The 14515-nt window shown below is 73.9% G+C and carries 16 protein-coding genes and 1 pseudogene; 6 read left to right on the forward strand and 11 right to left on the reverse strand.

Going from position 1 to position 14515, the window contains the following annotated elements; all coding sequences use genetic code 11:
- Window positions 1-195: 195 nt before the first annotated feature.
- The 7 genes from ACFWWU_RS35530 to cpt all read right to left on the reverse strand — a co-directional run bounded on the left by ACFWWU_RS35530 (window position 196) and on the right by cpt (window position 7653).
- Window positions 196-1851 (reverse strand): acyl-CoA dehydrogenase family protein, encoded by a 1656-nt coding sequence (locus ACFWWU_RS35530; RefSeq protein ID WP_384152750.1) that lies wholly within the window; start codon window positions 1849-1851, stop codon window positions 196-198.
- A gap of 34 nt (window positions 1852-1885) precedes the next feature.
- Entirely contained in the window at window positions 1886-2506 is a 621-nt protein-coding gene (locus ACFWWU_RS35535; RefSeq protein WP_384152753.1) for a TetR/AcrR family transcriptional regulator, read from the reverse strand.
- Window positions 2507-2883: 377 nt separating this feature from the next.
- A complete protein-coding gene (locus tag ACFWWU_RS35540; protein ID WP_384152756.1) occupies window positions 2884-4446 on the reverse strand; it encodes a DUF4139 domain-containing protein in 1563 nt (520 codons plus the stop codon).
- Between the two features lie 8 nt (window positions 4447-4454).
- Complete coding sequence (locus ACFWWU_RS35545; RefSeq protein ID WP_384152759.1) at window positions 4455-6569, reverse strand: DUF4139 domain-containing protein; 2115 nt, start codon at window positions 6567-6569, stop codon at window positions 4455-4457.
- A 36-nt stretch (window positions 6570-6605) separates the two neighbouring features.
- Window positions 6606-6926 carry a hypothetical protein gene (locus tag ACFWWU_RS35550; RefSeq protein ID WP_384152763.1) on the reverse strand — a complete coding sequence of 107 codons (321 nt, stop codon included), beginning with the start codon at window positions 6924-6926 and terminating at the stop codon, window positions 6606-6608.
- A gap of 17 nt (window positions 6927-6943) precedes the next feature.
- On the reverse strand, window positions 6944-7165 hold the full coding sequence (locus ACFWWU_RS35555) for a substrate-binding domain-containing protein (protein ID WP_384152837.1): 222 nt from the start codon (window positions 7163-7165) through the stop codon (window positions 6944-6946).
- Window positions 7132-7653 carry a chloramphenicol phosphotransferase CPT gene (gene cpt / locus ACFWWU_RS35560; protein ID WP_384152840.1) on the reverse strand — a complete coding sequence of 174 codons (522 nt, stop codon included), beginning with the start codon at window positions 7651-7653 and terminating at the stop codon, window positions 7132-7134. Before cpt ends, ACFWWU_RS35555 begins: the two co-directional genes overlap by 34 nt.
- Before the next feature lie 135 nt (window positions 7654-7788).
- Between cpt and ACFWWU_RS35565 the strand changes: the two genes are divergently transcribed.
- Window positions 7789-8343, forward strand: coding sequence for a GNAT family N-acetyltransferase (locus ACFWWU_RS35565; protein ID WP_384152767.1), 555 nt, complete (start codon window positions 7789-7791; stop codon window positions 8341-8343).
- Here ACFWWU_RS35565 and ACFWWU_RS35570 read toward each other — a convergent pair.
- Window positions 8327-9304, reverse strand: coding sequence for a LysR family transcriptional regulator (locus ACFWWU_RS35570; RefSeq protein WP_384152770.1), 978 nt, complete (start codon window positions 9302-9304; stop codon window positions 8327-8329). The genes ACFWWU_RS35565 and ACFWWU_RS35570 overlap by 17 nt on opposite strands.
- Window positions 9305-9444: 140 nt before the next feature.
- Between ACFWWU_RS35570 and ACFWWU_RS35575 the strand changes: the two genes are divergently transcribed.
- Window positions 9445-10389 carry a DMT family transporter gene (locus tag ACFWWU_RS35575; RefSeq protein ID WP_384152843.1) on the forward strand — a complete coding sequence of 315 codons (945 nt, stop codon included), beginning with the start codon at window positions 9445-9447 and terminating at the stop codon, window positions 10387-10389.
- Between the two features lie 37 nt (window positions 10390-10426).
- Here ACFWWU_RS35575 and ACFWWU_RS35580 read toward each other — a convergent pair whose 3' ends face one another.
- The gene (locus ACFWWU_RS35580; protein WP_384152773.1) at window positions 10427-10822 is read right to left on the reverse strand and encodes a hypothetical protein; all 396 of its coding nucleotides are present in this window, start codon (window positions 10820-10822) and stop codon (window positions 10427-10429) included.
- A 255-nt stretch (window positions 10823-11077) separates the two neighbouring features.
- Here ACFWWU_RS35580 and ACFWWU_RS35585 point away from each other — a divergent pair.
- The 4 genes and pseudogenes from ACFWWU_RS35585 to ACFWWU_RS35600 all read left to right on the forward strand — a co-directional run.
- Window positions 11078-11332 (forward strand): annotated as a pseudogene (locus tag ACFWWU_RS35585) (hypothetical protein); the annotation flags it as partial.
- A gap of 18 nt (window positions 11333-11350) precedes the next feature.
- Entirely contained in the window at window positions 11351-12013 is a 663-nt protein-coding gene (locus ACFWWU_RS35590) for an alpha-ketoglutarate-dependent dioxygenase AlkB (protein WP_384152776.1), read from the forward strand.
- A gap of 138 nt (window positions 12014-12151) precedes the next feature.
- Window positions 12152-12919, forward strand: a complete 768-nt coding sequence (locus ACFWWU_RS35595; RefSeq protein ID WP_384152780.1) for an NPP1 family protein — start codon at window positions 12152-12154, stop codon at window positions 12917-12919.
- A 120-nt stretch (window positions 12920-13039) separates the two neighbouring features.
- Complete coding sequence (locus ACFWWU_RS35600) at window positions 13040-13651, forward strand: hypothetical protein (RefSeq protein ID WP_384152783.1); 612 nt, start codon at window positions 13040-13042, stop codon at window positions 13649-13651.
- Here ACFWWU_RS35600 and ACFWWU_RS35605 read toward each other — a convergent pair.
- Both ACFWWU_RS35605 and thpR read right to left on the reverse strand, forming a co-directional pair.
- A complete protein-coding gene (locus tag ACFWWU_RS35605; protein ID WP_384152786.1) occupies window positions 13648-13794 on the reverse strand; it encodes a hypothetical protein in 147 nt (48 codons plus the stop codon). The two genes, ACFWWU_RS35600 and ACFWWU_RS35605, sit on opposite strands and share 4 nt — an antisense overlap.
- A gap of 115 nt (window positions 13795-13909) precedes the next feature.
- Window positions 13910-14509 (reverse strand): RNA 2',3'-cyclic phosphodiesterase, encoded by a 600-nt coding sequence (gene thpR, locus ACFWWU_RS35610; RefSeq protein WP_384152789.1) that lies wholly within the window; start codon window positions 14507-14509, stop codon window positions 13910-13912.
- Between the last annotated feature and the right edge of the window lie 6 nt (window positions 14510-14515).

Here is a 14515-nt window from a genome sequence, read left to right on the forward strand (position 1 = left end):
GGTACGGCGATACGTGCCGTTAACCGCCGCGAAGTCCGGGTCGTGCCCCGCGGTGTGCGTCCGGCGCCCGCGCCCGTACGAGAGGGGCGGGCGCCGGGACTGCCGTTCGGTGGAGCCACTCGGAAACGGCGGACTGACGGGGCGGGTGCCGGCCGTCCGGGGCAGCTGGTCGCCACCGGGGCCAGACGGTCACTACTACCGGGGCAGGCGGTCCAGCAGGCCCGCGAAGTCGGTGCCGGCCGGGAGGGTGCCGAAGGCCAAGCCCCGGTCACCGGCGAGGCGGGACGCGCAGAACGCGTCGGCGACGGCGGCCGGAGCGTGGCGGACCAGGAGCGAGCCCTGCAGGACGAGCGCGGCCCGCTCGATGAGCCGCCGGGCGCGCAGCGGCGCGTCCTCGGTGAGGACGAGCTCCGCGCGCAGCTCGCGCCACGCGGCGTCGAGCCGCCGGTCCGCTCCGCCGGCGGCCCCGATCTCCGCGCCGAAGGCTTCGAGGGACTCCGGCTCACGGGCCAGCGCACGCAGCATGTCGAGCGCGTTGACGTTGCCCGAGCCTTCCCAGATGCCGTTGAGCGGGGCGTCGCGGTAGAGGCGGGGCAGGCCGGACGCCTCGTCGTAGCCGTTGCCGCCGAGGCACTCCAGGGCCTCGGCGACCGCGGCCGGCTGCCGCTTGCAGACCCAGTACTTGCCGACCGCCGTGGCAAGGCGCAGGAACGCCCGCTCCCCGGCGTCGCCGCGCTGGGCGCGGTCCGCCGCCCCGGCCAGGCGCAGCGCGAGAGCGGTGGCGGCCTCCGACTCCAGGCCGAGGTCGGCCAGGACGTTGCGCATCAGCGGCTGCTCGACGAGCCGCGCGCCGAAGACGGACCGGTGGCGCGCGTGATGGGCGGCCTGGGCGAGCGCGGCGCGGGTACCGGACGCGGAGCCCAGCACACAGTCCAGCCGCGTCATGGTCACCATGTCGATGATCGTGCGCACGCCCTTGCCCTCGTCACCGACGAGCCAGGCGACGGTGTCGTCGAACTCGGGCTCGCTGCTGGCGTTGGAGCGGTTGCCGAGCTTGTCCTTGAGCCGCTGGATGCGGAACGTGTTGCGGCTGCCGTCGGGCAGCACCCGCGGCACGAGGAAACAGGACAGGCCGCCGGGCGCCTGGGCGAGCACGAGGAAGAGGTCGTTCATCGGGGCGCTGGTGAACCACTTGTGCCCCCGCAGCCGCCAGGTCCCGTCCGGCTGCTCCTCCGCCGTGGTGGTGTTGGAGCGGACGTCGGTCCCGCCCTGCTTCTCCGTCATGCCCATCCCGGCGAGCAGACCGCGCTTCCCGCCGGGGGCGCGCAGACCCGGGTCGTACACCCGGCTCGTGAGCAACGGCTCGTAGACCGCGGCGAGTTCGGGGGAGCGGCGCAGGGCAGGGACGACCGCGTACGTCATGGAGACCGGGCAGCCGTGCCCGGACTCGGCGCTGCTCCACACCATGAACCCGGCGGCGCGCGCCACATGGGCGCCGGGCCGCGGGTCGGCCCAGGCGCTGCCGGCGAGCCCCTCACTGACCGCCACGTCCATCAGGGCGTGGTACGAGGGGTGGAAGTCGACCTCGTCGACGCGGTGGCCGTAGCGGTCATGGGTGCGCAGCGCGGGCTCGTACCGATTGGCCTCGTCGGCCCAGCGCTGTGTCTCCTCGCTGCCCGCCAGCCGGCCGATCCGGTGCAGGTCGTCGAGGTACCACTCCGCGCCCTCCCGGCGCACGCCCTCGATCAGCACCGGGTCGTCGGCGACGTCGTGGCCCGAGAGCGGCGGGGGCTGGTTGGTCACCTCGTGCGTCACGGCGCTCGGGGTGGTGCGGGGGACGGTGGCGGTCATCGGACTCCTCCAGGTGGCGAGTGGCGAACAGAGGTCACGGCGTCGGCGTGGCGCCCGCGCAGCGCAAAGCCATGGCGACGAGTTCGACGAGGAGTTCCGCGGTGCTGCCCTCGCCGGGGGTGCCGGTCATGCCGAGCGGGTCGACGAGGACCTCGCCGATCGCCCCGGTGAGGGCGGCCGCGGTGACCCGCCCGTCCTGGGGCGGCAGCAGCCCCGCCGCCATGCCCTGCTCGACCGTCTCGGCGAACAGGGCCCGGTAGCGGAGACGGTAGGCGAGCCGCTCGGCGCCGACGGCCGGTTCGGCCGGCGCGGCGAGCAGCGCGTAGGCGAGACCGCGGTTCTCCAGGGCGCGCCGGGCGAAGGTCTCGACGCCGCGGGCGAGGCGTGCGACGGGATCGCCGTCGGCGCGCAGCACCTCGCCGAGGACCTCGACCTCGTGCCCGGAGGCACGCCGGAACACCTCGACGGCGAGTGCCGCCTTGGACGGGAAGTGCTGGTAGACCGAGCCGGCGGCGATCCCGGCGGCGTCGGCGACCGCCGTCACGGACGCCTGCGCCCAGCCGACCTCGGCGACGACCTCGGTCGCCCGGGTGACGAGGTGGTCGCGGACGGATTCGAGCCGACGGATCTCCGCTGGGGTCTTGCGGTAGGCCATGGAAGAAGTGAAGCATCATTCAGAGCTTCCCGCCATGGCCGGTCCGGGACCGGCGAGGCTCGTCAGGAGAACGTGACGCATCTCAGTGCGCTGCTGGACGATGCCGTTCGCTCGGCGGCCGACAAGGAGGCCTCGTCCACGGCGGACTCCGCTGGACCTCACGCGAGTTCGCCGAGGCGTCACCCCGCGCCGCGACCGTCCTCCAGGAAGCCGGGCTGCGCCCGGGCGACCGGCTCCTGCGGCGAGCCGCCGGACGGCTTCGACGCGCACGACTGGCCGCTGGACGACCGGCCGCCGCTGGACGACTGGACGCGGCAGGACGCCTCAGGACGACCGCGCGCCTCGGGACGACCTCGCCGAGCAGGACCTCGCCGAGGTCAGAGCCCCGTGACCTTGGCGCTCGCCGTCAACTCGTAGACCAGGGTGACCGTCCGGCGGCCGCCGGGCGGGAGAGCGACGTCCCAGCGGACGATGCCCTCGGCGTCCGCCTTCTCGGGCGCCGGGGAGCACGCGTCCTCGCGCAGGCGCACCTCCACCGCCGAGACCTCGGAGACCGGGATCCGCTCCCGCAGGGCGACCACCCGCTCGCCGCGCTCCCCGGGAGCGGAGAACCGGGACAGATGCAGCCGGACCGTGCGCGTCACCACGGTCCGCTGGGTGATCCCGGTGGTGTCGCGGGACGCCTCGGCCTCCCGGACGACCCGGTAGTCGTCGCGGCTGCCGAAGGCCAGCTCGACAGGAGCGCCGGGAGCGGTGAAGTCCAGCGTGCCGCGACCGCCGAAACCGCTGTCGCGGACCAGATCCACCGGCCCGGCGAGCAGGGCGTGTCCGGACTGGTTGTCGAACCGCACCACCTCGGTGACCAGGGGAGACAGCTCGGGGGAGCAGCCGTACTCCCGGTGCGCGGCCGTCGTGAACGAGGACAGCGGCACGCGATGAGCGCGCCCGTCACCGGGCACCGAGACCGGCGCGGGAGCCCTCAGGACACGGGCCTCGCCGCCGTCGTCCACCCCCGGCAGGCCGAGTACCGGGACCGGGCCGAGGCTCCCGATCTCCTCCTCCCGCAGTTCGACGTCGACCGTACGACGCTCCGCCGACGAGCGGTCCTTGAGCGTCAGCCGGTCCTCACCCAGCCGCGGGGGATCGGTGGCCAGCGCCGAGCGGGCCGTCGACAAGGTCAGCCGTACGTCCGACCAGTCCTCGCCGGTGCGCTGCCAGACCATCGCCTCGGTCTCCAGCGTGAGGGACTGCCCGTCGAGCACGGCCCGGTAGGCGGGCCGCCACAGCGCGCAGGGGGTGAGATGGCTCAGGCGCAGCGTGGCCGGCCCGGCGGCCGAGGCCTCCACGGTCAGCTCCACATGGCCGAACAGCTCGGCGGGCTCCTCCTCGGCGAGTTCCATGGCCCGCCGGGACGCGCCGAGTTCGGCGGCGACGGCGGACAGCCGTGCCTCCACGGTACGGAGTCGCTCACCGTGCTCGTCGCGCTCCTCGTCCACCCGGTCCAGCTCCCGGGCCCAGCGCGGCCGTTCGCTCTCCCCGTGGCCGGCACCCTCGCCGATGTCCCGCAGCACGTCGACGGCGAGCCGGCCCAGCAGGTCGAGACGGGCGCGGAGCCGGTCGCGCCGCTGCTCCAGGGTGACCCGCTCCTTTTCGAGGGAGTGCACGCGCAGGCGCAGGGCCGAGTCGTCGTCGGCCGACGGCAGGGGGCCGCGCGGCGTCCAGTCGCGGACGATCCGCACGTCGAGCACGGACGCGGGGTGATCGGCGGTCAGCTCCGCGTGGAGGGTGCGGTCGACGGCCAGCGCGCTGACCGGTCCGAGACGTAGCCGCTGGACCCCGGCCACGAGGTCGAGCACGGTGGAGCGTTCGACGTGGGCGCGATCCTCCAGGCACGTGACGGCGGTGACGGGGAGGGCGATCGGCTTCGGGGCCGTGGACATGGCGGGTGTCAGCTCCTGCGGTTGCCGCCGACCAGGGCCTTGCCGGTCGGGATACGGATCTCGTAACCGCCGTCGAGGGCGGTGGTGGCACCTGCGGCCAGGTCCACCCGCCAGACGCGGGTGCCCGGCGCATGGCGATCGGCCCCCGTGTCCGCGGCGGGCGCCGTCCAGTCGGCGCGCTCCTCGATCCGGACGTCCGGATCGGAGGTGACCGGCACCCGCTCGCGGACCTCGACGGTGACGGGCCTCGCGAGCCCGTTGGCCAGCTCCACATGGACGCGGTGGTCGAGGACGGTGGTGTGGTTGCGCAGGCCCGAGGTCGACTCGTGGACGTTCGTACGCCGCGTGACCCGGATGCCCTCGGCAGCTCCGAGCCCCACCCGGCTGACACCGCCCGGGGCGAGCGTGGGCAGCGCGGCGGTCAGCAGGAACTCGTCGTCGACGGTGACCTCCACCGGCCCCGCCAGGAGGGCCTGACCGGTGGCGTTGTCCAGGACCAGCGTCGCGTACACCGTCTGCTCCACGGACGGCACGCAGAGGTACTCGGTGCGCAGACCGACCGGGATCTCGCCGACGGTGACGGTGTGCCAGGTGCCGTCCGAGGGAACGTCGGCGCGGGCGGTCGCGTCGAAGCGGTGGTCGAAGGAACCGGCCGACGCACGGGGCCGCACGGCGTGCCCGGGCAGCGGCAGCATGGCCACCGCCTCGGCGCGACGCCGGCACTCGGCCGCCACCGGATCGAAGGGGGCGTCGGCAAACAACCGGCCCCTGCGCGCACCCTGTTCGTCCGGGCCGGACAGGACGAGGGCGGCGTAGTCGAGCTCGGCGCCGCTCGGCCGCGGCGGACCGGTCACCGGCGCCGGAGGCGGTGGCGCGGCGGAGCCGGGAGCCCCCGGCGCCGCGGGAGCCATGCGTGCCAGGGGAGCGGGCGCACCCGTGAGGGGCCTGCCGACGGAACGCCGCCGGTCCTGCGACCGCGCACCGGCCGGCAGCCCCGTGGCGGCGGGCATCCCGAAGGCCTCCGGGGGACCATCGGACGCGCTGCCGGGTACCGGGAACGCGGCGGGAGCGCCTCCGTAACCCTGCGGCGCCGACGGAGCAGGTGGCGGTGGCGGTGGTGGCGGCGGAGCGGACCCGGGCGCGGCGCCGGCCGCACCACCCCAGACCACGGACTGGCCGTCATCCGGACGAGGGCCCGCCGCGTCGTAACCGGAGAACAGGTCGCCGAGCCCGGCCGGAGGCTCGCGCCAGCCGGAAGGCGCGGGAGCGGCCTGACGGCGTCCGACCCGGATCGAGCGGAGCCTCGGCAGGTCGGTACGGCGACGGAGATCGGCGGTGGCCAGGGCGACACGGACTCCGGTCCAGTCCTCGCCGGTGCGCTGGGCGACCGAGGCGCGCAGCACCAGACGTCCGGTGCCGTCACCCTGACGGTGCCGGAGACGGTAGGCAGGCACCCAGACGGCACCAGGCACCCCGTACTCCACTTCCACCTCCACCTCGGCGGCATCGGCGTCGGAGTCGGTGACGTCGAGGGTCAGGACCGCGCAGACCGAGGTCTCCACGTGCGCCGGCGGGGTGTCGGTGGAGGCGCGGTCGAGCCGGTCGGCGGCGACGGTCAGCTCGTGCTCGGCGATGCGCAGCGCCTCCTCCAGCTCGACGAGGCGCGCGTGCAGCCCCGTCAGCCGGTCGTCGACGAAGTCGGCGAGATCCAGCCAGGCGCCGACGGGGGTACGGCGGTGGGGATCCTCGCGCTTGCGGCCGGGCGGCACGGGCCGGAGGGCCTGGACCTCCTTGACGCGGTCCTGCTGCCGGTTCCGGCGCGCCTGCGCCGCCTCGTACGCGTCGCGCAGCCGCTCGACCTCGCGCCGCGCCGCGTCGGGCGTCCCGCCGACGAGCGGCTCTGCCTCGGCCTCCACCCGCGCCTCGGTGACGCGCGCCCCGGCAGTTCCCCGGACACGGGCCCGCAGCGAGCCGGGGTCCAGCGAGCGGGGCAGCCCCGTCACCCGTATCCGACCGTCGGACGGCACGGCACCCCGGGCGAGGCGGAGGCACACCGCCCCCTGCGCGTACACGACGACCGAGTCGAGGGTCGACCCCCACCGCGGTACTTCCCCAGCCGCCATGTGCTCCGCCCCCGTCGCGTCGATACCGACCGAAGCCTACGCCGAGCCGACCGGGTCGTCCTCCTCGATTCCGGATCGCAGGGCGCGGAGGTCGTAGAGGTAGGACCGGTCGCCCTTGAAGCTGCGCCAGACGGTGGCAGGGGGCTCGGGTTCGTCGCCGGTGCCGTTCGCGGGGTGGGCCGTGACGAGGCCGTCCGGGAGACGGCAGTGCCAGGCGTCGTCCGGCCCCCAGACGCACCACACCCGCCCGTCCGTTCGGCGGTAGGCGGGCCGCCCGTGGCGTTCGCCGTCGCGCTCGAAGCGGTATCGGAGTCCGTCCACGTGGCGAACGAAGACGAAGGATTCCAGAGCCGTCATGACGCGATCCTACGAGCTCAGGACTTCGGTGCGGAGCCGCTGACGATCAACTCCATGCGGAGGACCAGGGGTTCGTCGGGGATCGGCGCGCCCGCGAGGCCGGCCGGCAGCATGCGGGCGGCCGCTCGGCCCATCTCCCGCATCGGCCGGCGGACCGTGGTCAGCGGCGGTTCGGTGTGCCGGGCCGTCGGGACGGGTGTCGTCCTCAGGCGACGCGGGCGGCGATGGTGCGCGCGCAGTCCAGGGACTCGGTGTGCGTCGTGTCCACCTCCAGGTCGTAGAACACGTCCTCGTGCACCGACAGCGCCTGCGCCGCCGCCATGCCCGGGACGCGGTCTCCCCGCGCCACCTCACGGCCCGCGGCGGTCGCGCTCGCGCACCGCACTCCCACCCACAGCACCGGCACGTCGCCGAGCGCCGTCCGCCACCGCCGCTGGGAGGCCGCTCCGCTCAGGAAGACGTCGTCGATGATGATCCGCGCGCCCGCGCGGGCCATCGTCGCGACGCCTTCCCGCCAGGCCGCCTCCAGCGCGAGGAAGTCCGCCCCGACGGTGACCTCGCCGTCCGGCGCGAACGCGATTCCCCCGTCCGAGGCCTGCATCCTCGCGGGCAGGGCGTCGACGAACGAGTCGCACCCGAACGTCAGCCACGGATCGGGCAGCACGGCCTGCAGGCATCGCACGATCCCGGACTTCCCCGAGCTGGAACCACCGTTGAGAATGATCATCCGCGTCGTCACCGCGCCACAGTAGGGCGTCGGACGCGCGGCGCGAAACACGATTTCGTCGGACACACGCTCCATGGCCGCCCTACTCTTCGTCGGGTACGACGACCGACACCGGCCACCCGCGGAGCAGCCCTGATGATCACCTGGCGCCGGCTCGGCGAACCCGACTTCCCGCGGCTGGCGGAGTGGCTGGCCCAGCCGCACACGGCACGCTGGTGGAACCACGAGACGTCCCCCGAGGCAGTGGCGCGCGATTTCGGCCCCGCCGCGCGGGGCGAGGAGCCGTCGGAGGACCTGCTCGTCCTCCTCGACGGCCGGCCGCTCGGCCTCGTCCAGCGCTGCCGCCTCGCCGACTTCCCGGACTACGAGGCCGAGTTGGCGGCCGTGGTCGACGTACCGGACGGCGCGATGTCCATCGACTACCTGATCGGCGATCCCCACCTGGTGGGCCGGGGCCACGGCGTACGACTGATCCGGGCGATCGTCGGCGCGACCTGGACCGACCACCCCGAGGCCACCGCGATCATCGTCCCCGTCCACACGGCCAACCGTCCGTCCTGGCGGGTCCTGGAGAAGGCGGGCTTCCACCGTGTCGCCGAGGCCTCCCTCGAACCCGACAATCCGATCGACGACCGTGCCCACTACGTCTACCGGATCGACCGCCCGGGCGGCCTCACCCCGGGGCGTTGACCGGCGGCTGCCCGCGCCCGCGTGGCCCTGCCGCCGAGAGGCCGGCCCCCGAAAGCCCGGCCCCCGAAACGGACCGCCGCGCCGCCTCCCCGAGCGCTTCGAGCAGTGTGGTGAGGGCGGGGTGGCGGGGCGCGCCCTCCCGGACGGCCGCCTGTACGGTCCTGACCGGGCGCGGGCTCCGTACCCTGCGGAGCACGACGTCCGTACGGCGGCCACCCGCGCCGAGCCGGGGGACGAGGCCGACGCCGAGACCGGCCGCGACGAACCCCAACGCGGTCGCGTAGTCCTCGCTTCCCGCCACGAAGTCCGGGGTGAAACCCGCCGTGGCGCACGCCCCGAGCACGACGTCGAGGCACGGACCCTGAGGCTCGCTTCCGACCCATGGTTCGGCGGCGAGATCGGCCAGGTCGAGCACGCGCCGCGCGGCCAGCGGGTGCCCCGGCGGCAGCGCGGCGAGGTACTCGTCGTCGAGGAGGTGGACGAGGCGGAGACCCGGGACCGTGTCCTCGCGCGGGCGGACCACGACCGCGACGTCCGCGTCTCCCCGGGCGACCTCGGGGAGCGCCTCCTGGGGATCGAGCAGCGTGAGATCGAGCCGGACCCCCGGATGGTCCCGGCGCAGCCGGGCCAGTGCGGGGGCCACCAGCGCGGGCCCGACCGAGCCGAAGTAGCGGACGGCGAGGCTGCCGGTCCGCCCGGCCCGTAGATCGGCCAGCGCGGCTTCGGCCTCGGCGAGGTTCCGGCCGATGGCCGCCGCGTACTGGGTGAGGAGCAGGCCCGCCGTCGTCGGACGCACCCCGCGGCCGGCCCGTTCGAGCAGGGCGATGCCGGCCTCCCTTTCCAGGGCCGCCACCTGCTGGCTCACCGCGGACGGCGTGTACCCCAGCGCCGCCGCGGCGGCGGTCACCGATCCGCTGGTCACCACGGCCCGCAGGATCTGCATCCGTCTCACATCGAGCATGTAGCCCAGCTTAAGGGTGATGAAGCATCTTGTGATGGTGCTGAAGGGTGGTGGGGCGGCATCGTTGTTCTCCCAGCTGAATCCCACGGAGGAGACCGAGCGTGAAGAGTGCCGAGGGCGGAGTGCGGGCCGGGGCCCGGATGGGCGTACTCGCCCTGCTGTGGGGGTCGACGTTCCTCTGGATCGAGCTGGCCCTGCGTGTCCTGTCGCCGCTCCACGTCACCGTGGCCCGCTGCCTCCTCGGCGCGGGCACCCTGCTCGTCCTGTGCCTGGCGACCCGGCGGCGTCTCCCGCGCGGCCGGGCCGTCTGGGGTCACGTCTTCGTGGCGGCCTTCTGGTGCAACGCCCTGCCGTTCGCGCTGTTCAGCCTCGGCCAGCGGACCGTCGGCTCCGGACTGGCCGGAGTGCTGAACGCGACGACGCCGCTCTGGTCCCTCCTGCTCGGCCTCGCGCTCGGCACGGAACGCGGACTCCGCCCCGTCCGCGCGGGCGGCCTGCTGCTCGGCTTCGCCGGGGTGGTGGTGATCTTCGCCCCATGGCAGGGAACGGGACAGATCGGCTGGGGCGCCCTGGCCATCGTCGCGGCGGCGGCGAGCTACGCGGTCGGCTTCGCCTACATGGGACGTCACCTCGTGGGGCGGGGCCACGCGACGCTCTCCCTCTCCTCGGCCCAGCTCGTCGCCGCGACCGTCCTGACCGGGCTCAGCCTGCCGCTCGGCGGTCGGCCTCCGGCCCACATCACGACGTCGGGCCTGATCGCGGTCGTGATTTTGGGGATCCTCGCCACGGGGATCACGTTTCACCTCACCTATCGGATCATCGCCGACGAAGGCGCCACCAACGCCGCGACCGTCGGCTATCTGCTGCCCGTGGTGTCGCTGGTCCTGGGATTCGTGGTGCTCGACGAGCCGTTCAGCCCGCGGGCGGCGGCGGGCATGGTGATCGTGCTCGTGGGCGTGAGCATGACCCGCCGCACGAAACGGAAGGGAGCCGCGCCTCCCACGCCGTCGGTGGCCGTGGCCGCCGGCGCTCGGGACGGATCCGCGATCCGGTCGGAGTCGGCGGCGGGGGACGGGGCGCGATGAGGCGCTCACAGTCCTCCGCGCGCGGCTGAGGGAGCGGTCAGGCAGTCTCGCGTGCCTCGGCGAGACTCACGGCAGGGCGCCCCAACGTCGCGGTCAGCACCCGCCGCTGGTGGTCCGTCAGAGTGGCCACGAACACCACCACGTCCGCGTCGGCTTCCGCACAGGCCTCGGCGACCTCACGGATCTTCCCGCTGCTCAGCAGCGTGCGCGACGAGTACGGCAAGGTCATCTTCCGGACCCCGCCGGACGAGACGCCACGCCGCTGCTCGATCCGCCCCACGACCCGAGCACCGCGCGCCGTCAGCTCCGCGTCCGCCGCGTCCATGAGCGCGACGTGGTTCTTCACCTTCGCGGAGAAGTAGCCGACGATGACGACGCGGGCCCCCGCCACCGCCACGCGTGAAGCCAGGCGGGCGTCGGGGACGCGTCCCACCCGGCGATCCGGGCGGCGACCGCGCCCACGCAGCTGATACACGCCCGCACGCTAGCCGCGCCGCCGTCCCCGGCGCCACGCGATACCCGGTGCGCACCGCGCCGTGCATCCCGTCGAGCGCGGTCTCCCGCTCGGCACCGTCCGGCGAGGCCGGCCCCCGCAGGAGCCCCGGCACGTCGGAGGCGTCGCCGTACGCAAGGCCCATGGGCGCCCAGTCGACGTCGTCGAACCCCGCGAACATGATCGCCATCTGCCGCTTTGTTCGCGGTCCGCCACCGGGAGGCCCCGGAACGCCTCCGCGGCCAGATCTTCACCACCGGCGCCAGCGTGAAGATCACCGGATTCGCCCTGGGGGCAGCGGTCGGCGGCCCGCTCGCGACCTGGTCCCTGCCAGGCGCCTTGGCCCTCGCGGCGAGCGTGTCGGCCCTCGCGGCGCTCGCCTTCCTCGCCATCCGGGCGCCGGTGGCCGCCGGTCCGCCTCGCTCATCGATTCGCTCAGGTGTTCGATAGTAGGGCTATGCTGGAACCATGACGTCAGCACCACGACGAACCGCCCTTCCCGACCTCCCCGGCCTCCAGGGCTCCCTCTTCGACCAAGGGTCGGACATCGGGCCCGGCCCGCTGGGCGGACTCCGGCGGTCCGTGCTCGGTGACGGCGCGTGGGTGGACCACCTGCCCGGGTGGTTCCGCGGCGCCGACGCGCTGTTCGAGGAGCTGGCGGTGTGCGTGCCGTGGCAGGCCGAGGAGCGTGAGATGTACGACCGCGTCGTCGCCGTACCGCGCCTCCTCGCGTACTACCGCGAGGGTGCCCCCCTCCCGCACCCCGCACTCCTCGACGCGCGGGAGGCTCTCGTCGGCCACTACGCGGCCGAGCTCGGCGAGCCGTTCGTCACCGCAGGTCTCTGTCTCTACCGTGACGGACGCGACAGCGTCGCCTGGCACGGCGACCGGAGCGGCCGCTCCGCCACGCAGGACACGATGGTCGCCATCCTCTCCCTCGGAGACCCCCGCGACCTCGCGTTCCGCCCTCGCGGCGGCGGGCCCGTCGCGCTGCGCCTGCCGTTGGGGCACGGCGACCTCGTGGTGATGGGCGGCTCGTGCCAGCGCACCTGGGAGCACGCCGTCCCGAAGACGGCCCGTGCCGTCGGTCCCCGCATCAGCGTCCAGTTCCGCCCGCGGGGCGTGGCCTGAGCGACGCCGCACCGCCGATCGTCGATCCGCCTCGTACGCGCATGATTCCCTGTCACTTGGAATGGGCATGTCACTCGCGCCCACGCGCTTCGCACCCACGTGCCTCGCGCGCCGTCGAGTCCAGGTCAGGGAGTCGGAGTGAGGATCACGCGCCACCTCGTCAAGGGAGCACTCACCCTCGGCAGTTCACTCGCGTTGCTGATCGCCCTGCCGGGCAGCGCCTTCGCCGCCCCGCCCCCCGCCCTCCCCGCGAACGCGGACGGACTGGAGCAGACGTTCCAGCCGGCGTACGACTACGACACGGACGGCTGCTACCCCACCCCCGCCATCGGGACCGACGGGACGGTCAACGGCGGGCTCAACCCCTCAGGCGCCCTCAACGGCCAGTGCCGCGACTCATGGGACCTCGCCAACACCAACGGGTACGCGCGGTACAAGTGCAACAACGGCTGGTGCGCGATCATCTACGGCCTCTACTTCGAGAAGGACCAGGCCGTGGCAGGCAGCGGGCTCGGGGGCCACCGCCACGACTGGGAGCACGTCGTGGTGTGGGTACGGGACAACCAGGCGCAGTACGTGTCCACCTCCGCCCACGGAGGCTTCTCGGTGTACGGCCGTGACCGGATCCGCTGGGACGGCACCCACCCCAAGATCGTCTACCACAAGGACGGCATCGGCACCCACTGCTTCCGTCCCGCGAACTCCAACGACGAGCCGCCCGAGAACCACCGGCAGACCTGGCAGTTCCCGAGTCTGGTCGGCTGGAACGGCTACCCCGCGGGTCTGCGCGACAAGCTCACGCAGGCCGACTTCGGCAGCGCGGTCTTCGGGCTCAAGGACGGCAACTTCGCCGCCCACCTGGCGAAGGCCAAACCGTCCGGCATCCCCTTCGACCCCTACGCCTGACGGAGTGCCCGTCACGTCACACGGCCCCACCGGCGGCTCGTACGCCCGTGGGGCCGCACCCGGAGGTGGCCGGCCCGGGCCCGTGATCCCGTTGTCAGCGCCGGTGGTTAACGTGATCACATGAGTTCCTCCCTCAGTGTGTACCTGATCGACCCCAAGGCCGCGCGCGCCTTCGTCGGCTCGCGGGACGACCAGCTGCTCCAGGTCATCCGCGAAAGCTTCGGCGACGACCTGGCGTCCGACGACAGCTGGTTCTCCTCCGAGATAGCGGAGGGCGCCCCCACCGCCTACGAGGCGTTGCGGACGGTCGTCCACGGCGGGCCCTTCCCCGAGGGCGGCCGGTACGCCTTCCAGTACGGCTACGCCTACAAGCGCCTCTGCTCCCTGACCGGGTCCTTCCTCGACAACTCCTGCTTCAGCCCGTTCCGCGGCGACTGGCTGGAGCTGGTCGACGAGGGGCTGCGCGCCCTGCGGATCACGGCCGTCTCGTTGGCGGACTTCGGCTCCTACGGCGGCTTCCCCGTGGGCGTTCCGTCCTCCGACCTGCCGCGCTGCGGCGAGTGGACGCACGACCGGTGCCTGGAGGCGCTGGCCCAGTTCGAACAGACCAAGCAGGCGGGCCACGCGCCGCCCCTGGAGACCGAGGTCGTCGACGCCGTCATGGACGTCATGGGCTGGCTCCGCCACGTGGAGTCGCGCCCGGGGTTCGGTGTCGTGGGATTCGTCTCCTAGAAGGTGTTCCGGGCCGCGAGCGCGTCCGTACCGCCGTGCCGTACGACGTCCATGACCGTCCCCGCGAGCGCGCTCATCCGGCGCTCGCGGAGATCCAGGACGGCAGGCGGATGCGAGAGACCGCGGGACGCCAGCAGGTTCATGAGCTCCCGGATCACGTCAGGGCGCCCCGCCAGGGGGAGTTCGCGGCGGTCGGGGGCGACGACTGCGACCGCGGCGGTCCCGGCGAGCAGGCTGGTGCCGGCCCAGCTCCGGGGCTCAGGACCCGCCGAACGTCCAGGCCTCGATGTCGCGGTAGCGGATCGGTGCCGGGCCGCGGCCGAAGTTGCTTCCGACGAGGTGGAGGCGTTCCGCCCGCCATCTGCGGCCGGTGAACCCGGCCAGGTGGGCGGCGGCCTCCACCACGCTCGCGGTGTCGTCGCGGCGCGCGCGGGCCAGCGTCAGATGGGGGCGGAGCGTCCGCTCCTGGAAGGCGACACCACACTCCCGCACCACGGCTCGCACCTCGGCGGCGAGCTGCTGCAATCCTTCGACGTCCCCGTCGATGCCGCTCCACAGCACCCGCTCGTCGAAGTGCCCGCCGCCGACCAGCCCCAGCTCCAGGGGGCTTCGGGCCGCCGCGAGGCGCGCGAGCGGGGGTCGCAGGAGCGGCACGGCCGTGACGGGGAGCTCCCCGAGGAACGCCAGCGTGATGTGCCAGTCCTCGATGCGGTTCCACCGCATGCGCGGGTACGCGTCGTAGGCGGGGTGCAGCGCGTGGGCCAGTTCGTCCTTCGCCTCGTCGGGCGGAGCGAGGGCGATGAACACACGCACGGTCGCGGGATCGGGGTGGGCGTCCCCACCCGGTGGCTCAGTCATCTTCCG

The organism is Streptomyces sp. NPDC058650 (assembly GCF_042717315.1).
Classification (GTDB): domain Bacteria; phylum Actinomycetota; class Actinomycetes; order Streptomycetales; family Streptomycetaceae; genus Streptomyces.

Excerpts from the sequence above, each read along its gene's own strand:
- ACFWWU_RS35530 (WP_384152750.1), bottom strand. The coding sequence starts at position 1,851 with ATGACCGCCACCGTCCCCCGCACCACCCCGAGCGCCGTGACGCACGAG.
- ACFWWU_RS35535 (WP_384152753.1), bottom strand. The coding sequence starts at position 2,506 with ATGGCCTACCGCAAGACCCCAGCGGAGATCCGTCGGCTCGAATCCGTC.
- ACFWWU_RS35540 (WP_384152756.1), bottom strand. The coding sequence starts at position 4,446 with ATGTCCACGGCCCCGAAGCCGATCGCCCTCCCCGTCACCGCCGTCACG.
- ACFWWU_RS35545 (WP_384152759.1), bottom strand. The coding sequence starts at position 6,569 with ATGGCGGCTGGGGAAGTACCGCGGTGGGGGTCGACCCTCGACTCGGTC.
- ACFWWU_RS35550 (WP_384152763.1), bottom strand. The coding sequence starts at position 6,926 with ATGACGGCTCTGGAATCCTTCGTCTTCGTTCGCCACGTGGACGGACTC.
- cpt (WP_384152840.1), bottom strand. The coding sequence starts at position 7,653 with ATGATCATTCTCAACGGTGGTTCCAGCTCGGGGAAGTCCGGGATCGTG.
- ACFWWU_RS35565 (WP_384152767.1), top strand. The coding sequence starts at position 7,789 with ATGATCACCTGGCGCCGGCTCGGCGAACCCGACTTCCCGCGGCTGGCG.
- ACFWWU_RS35570 (WP_384152770.1), bottom strand. The coding sequence starts at position 9,304 with ATGCTCGATGTGAGACGGATGCAGATCCTGCGGGCCGTGGTGACCAGC.
- ACFWWU_RS35575 (WP_384152843.1), top strand. The coding sequence starts at position 9,445 with ATGGGCGTACTCGCCCTGCTGTGGGGGTCGACGTTCCTCTGGATCGAG.
- ACFWWU_RS35590 (WP_384152776.1), top strand. The coding sequence starts at position 11,351 with ATGACGTCAGCACCACGACGAACCGCCCTTCCCGACCTCCCCGGCCTC.
- ACFWWU_RS35600 (WP_384152783.1), top strand. The coding sequence starts at position 13,040 with ATGAGTTCCTCCCTCAGTGTGTACCTGATCGACCCCAAGGCCGCGCGC.
- ACFWWU_RS35605 (WP_384152786.1), bottom strand. The coding sequence starts at position 13,794 with ATGAACCTGCTGGCGTCCCGCGGTCTCTCGCATCCGCCTGCCGTCCTG.
- thpR (WP_384152789.1), bottom strand. The coding sequence starts at position 14,509 with ATGACTGAGCCACCGGGTGGGGACGCCCACCCCGATCCCGCGACCGTG.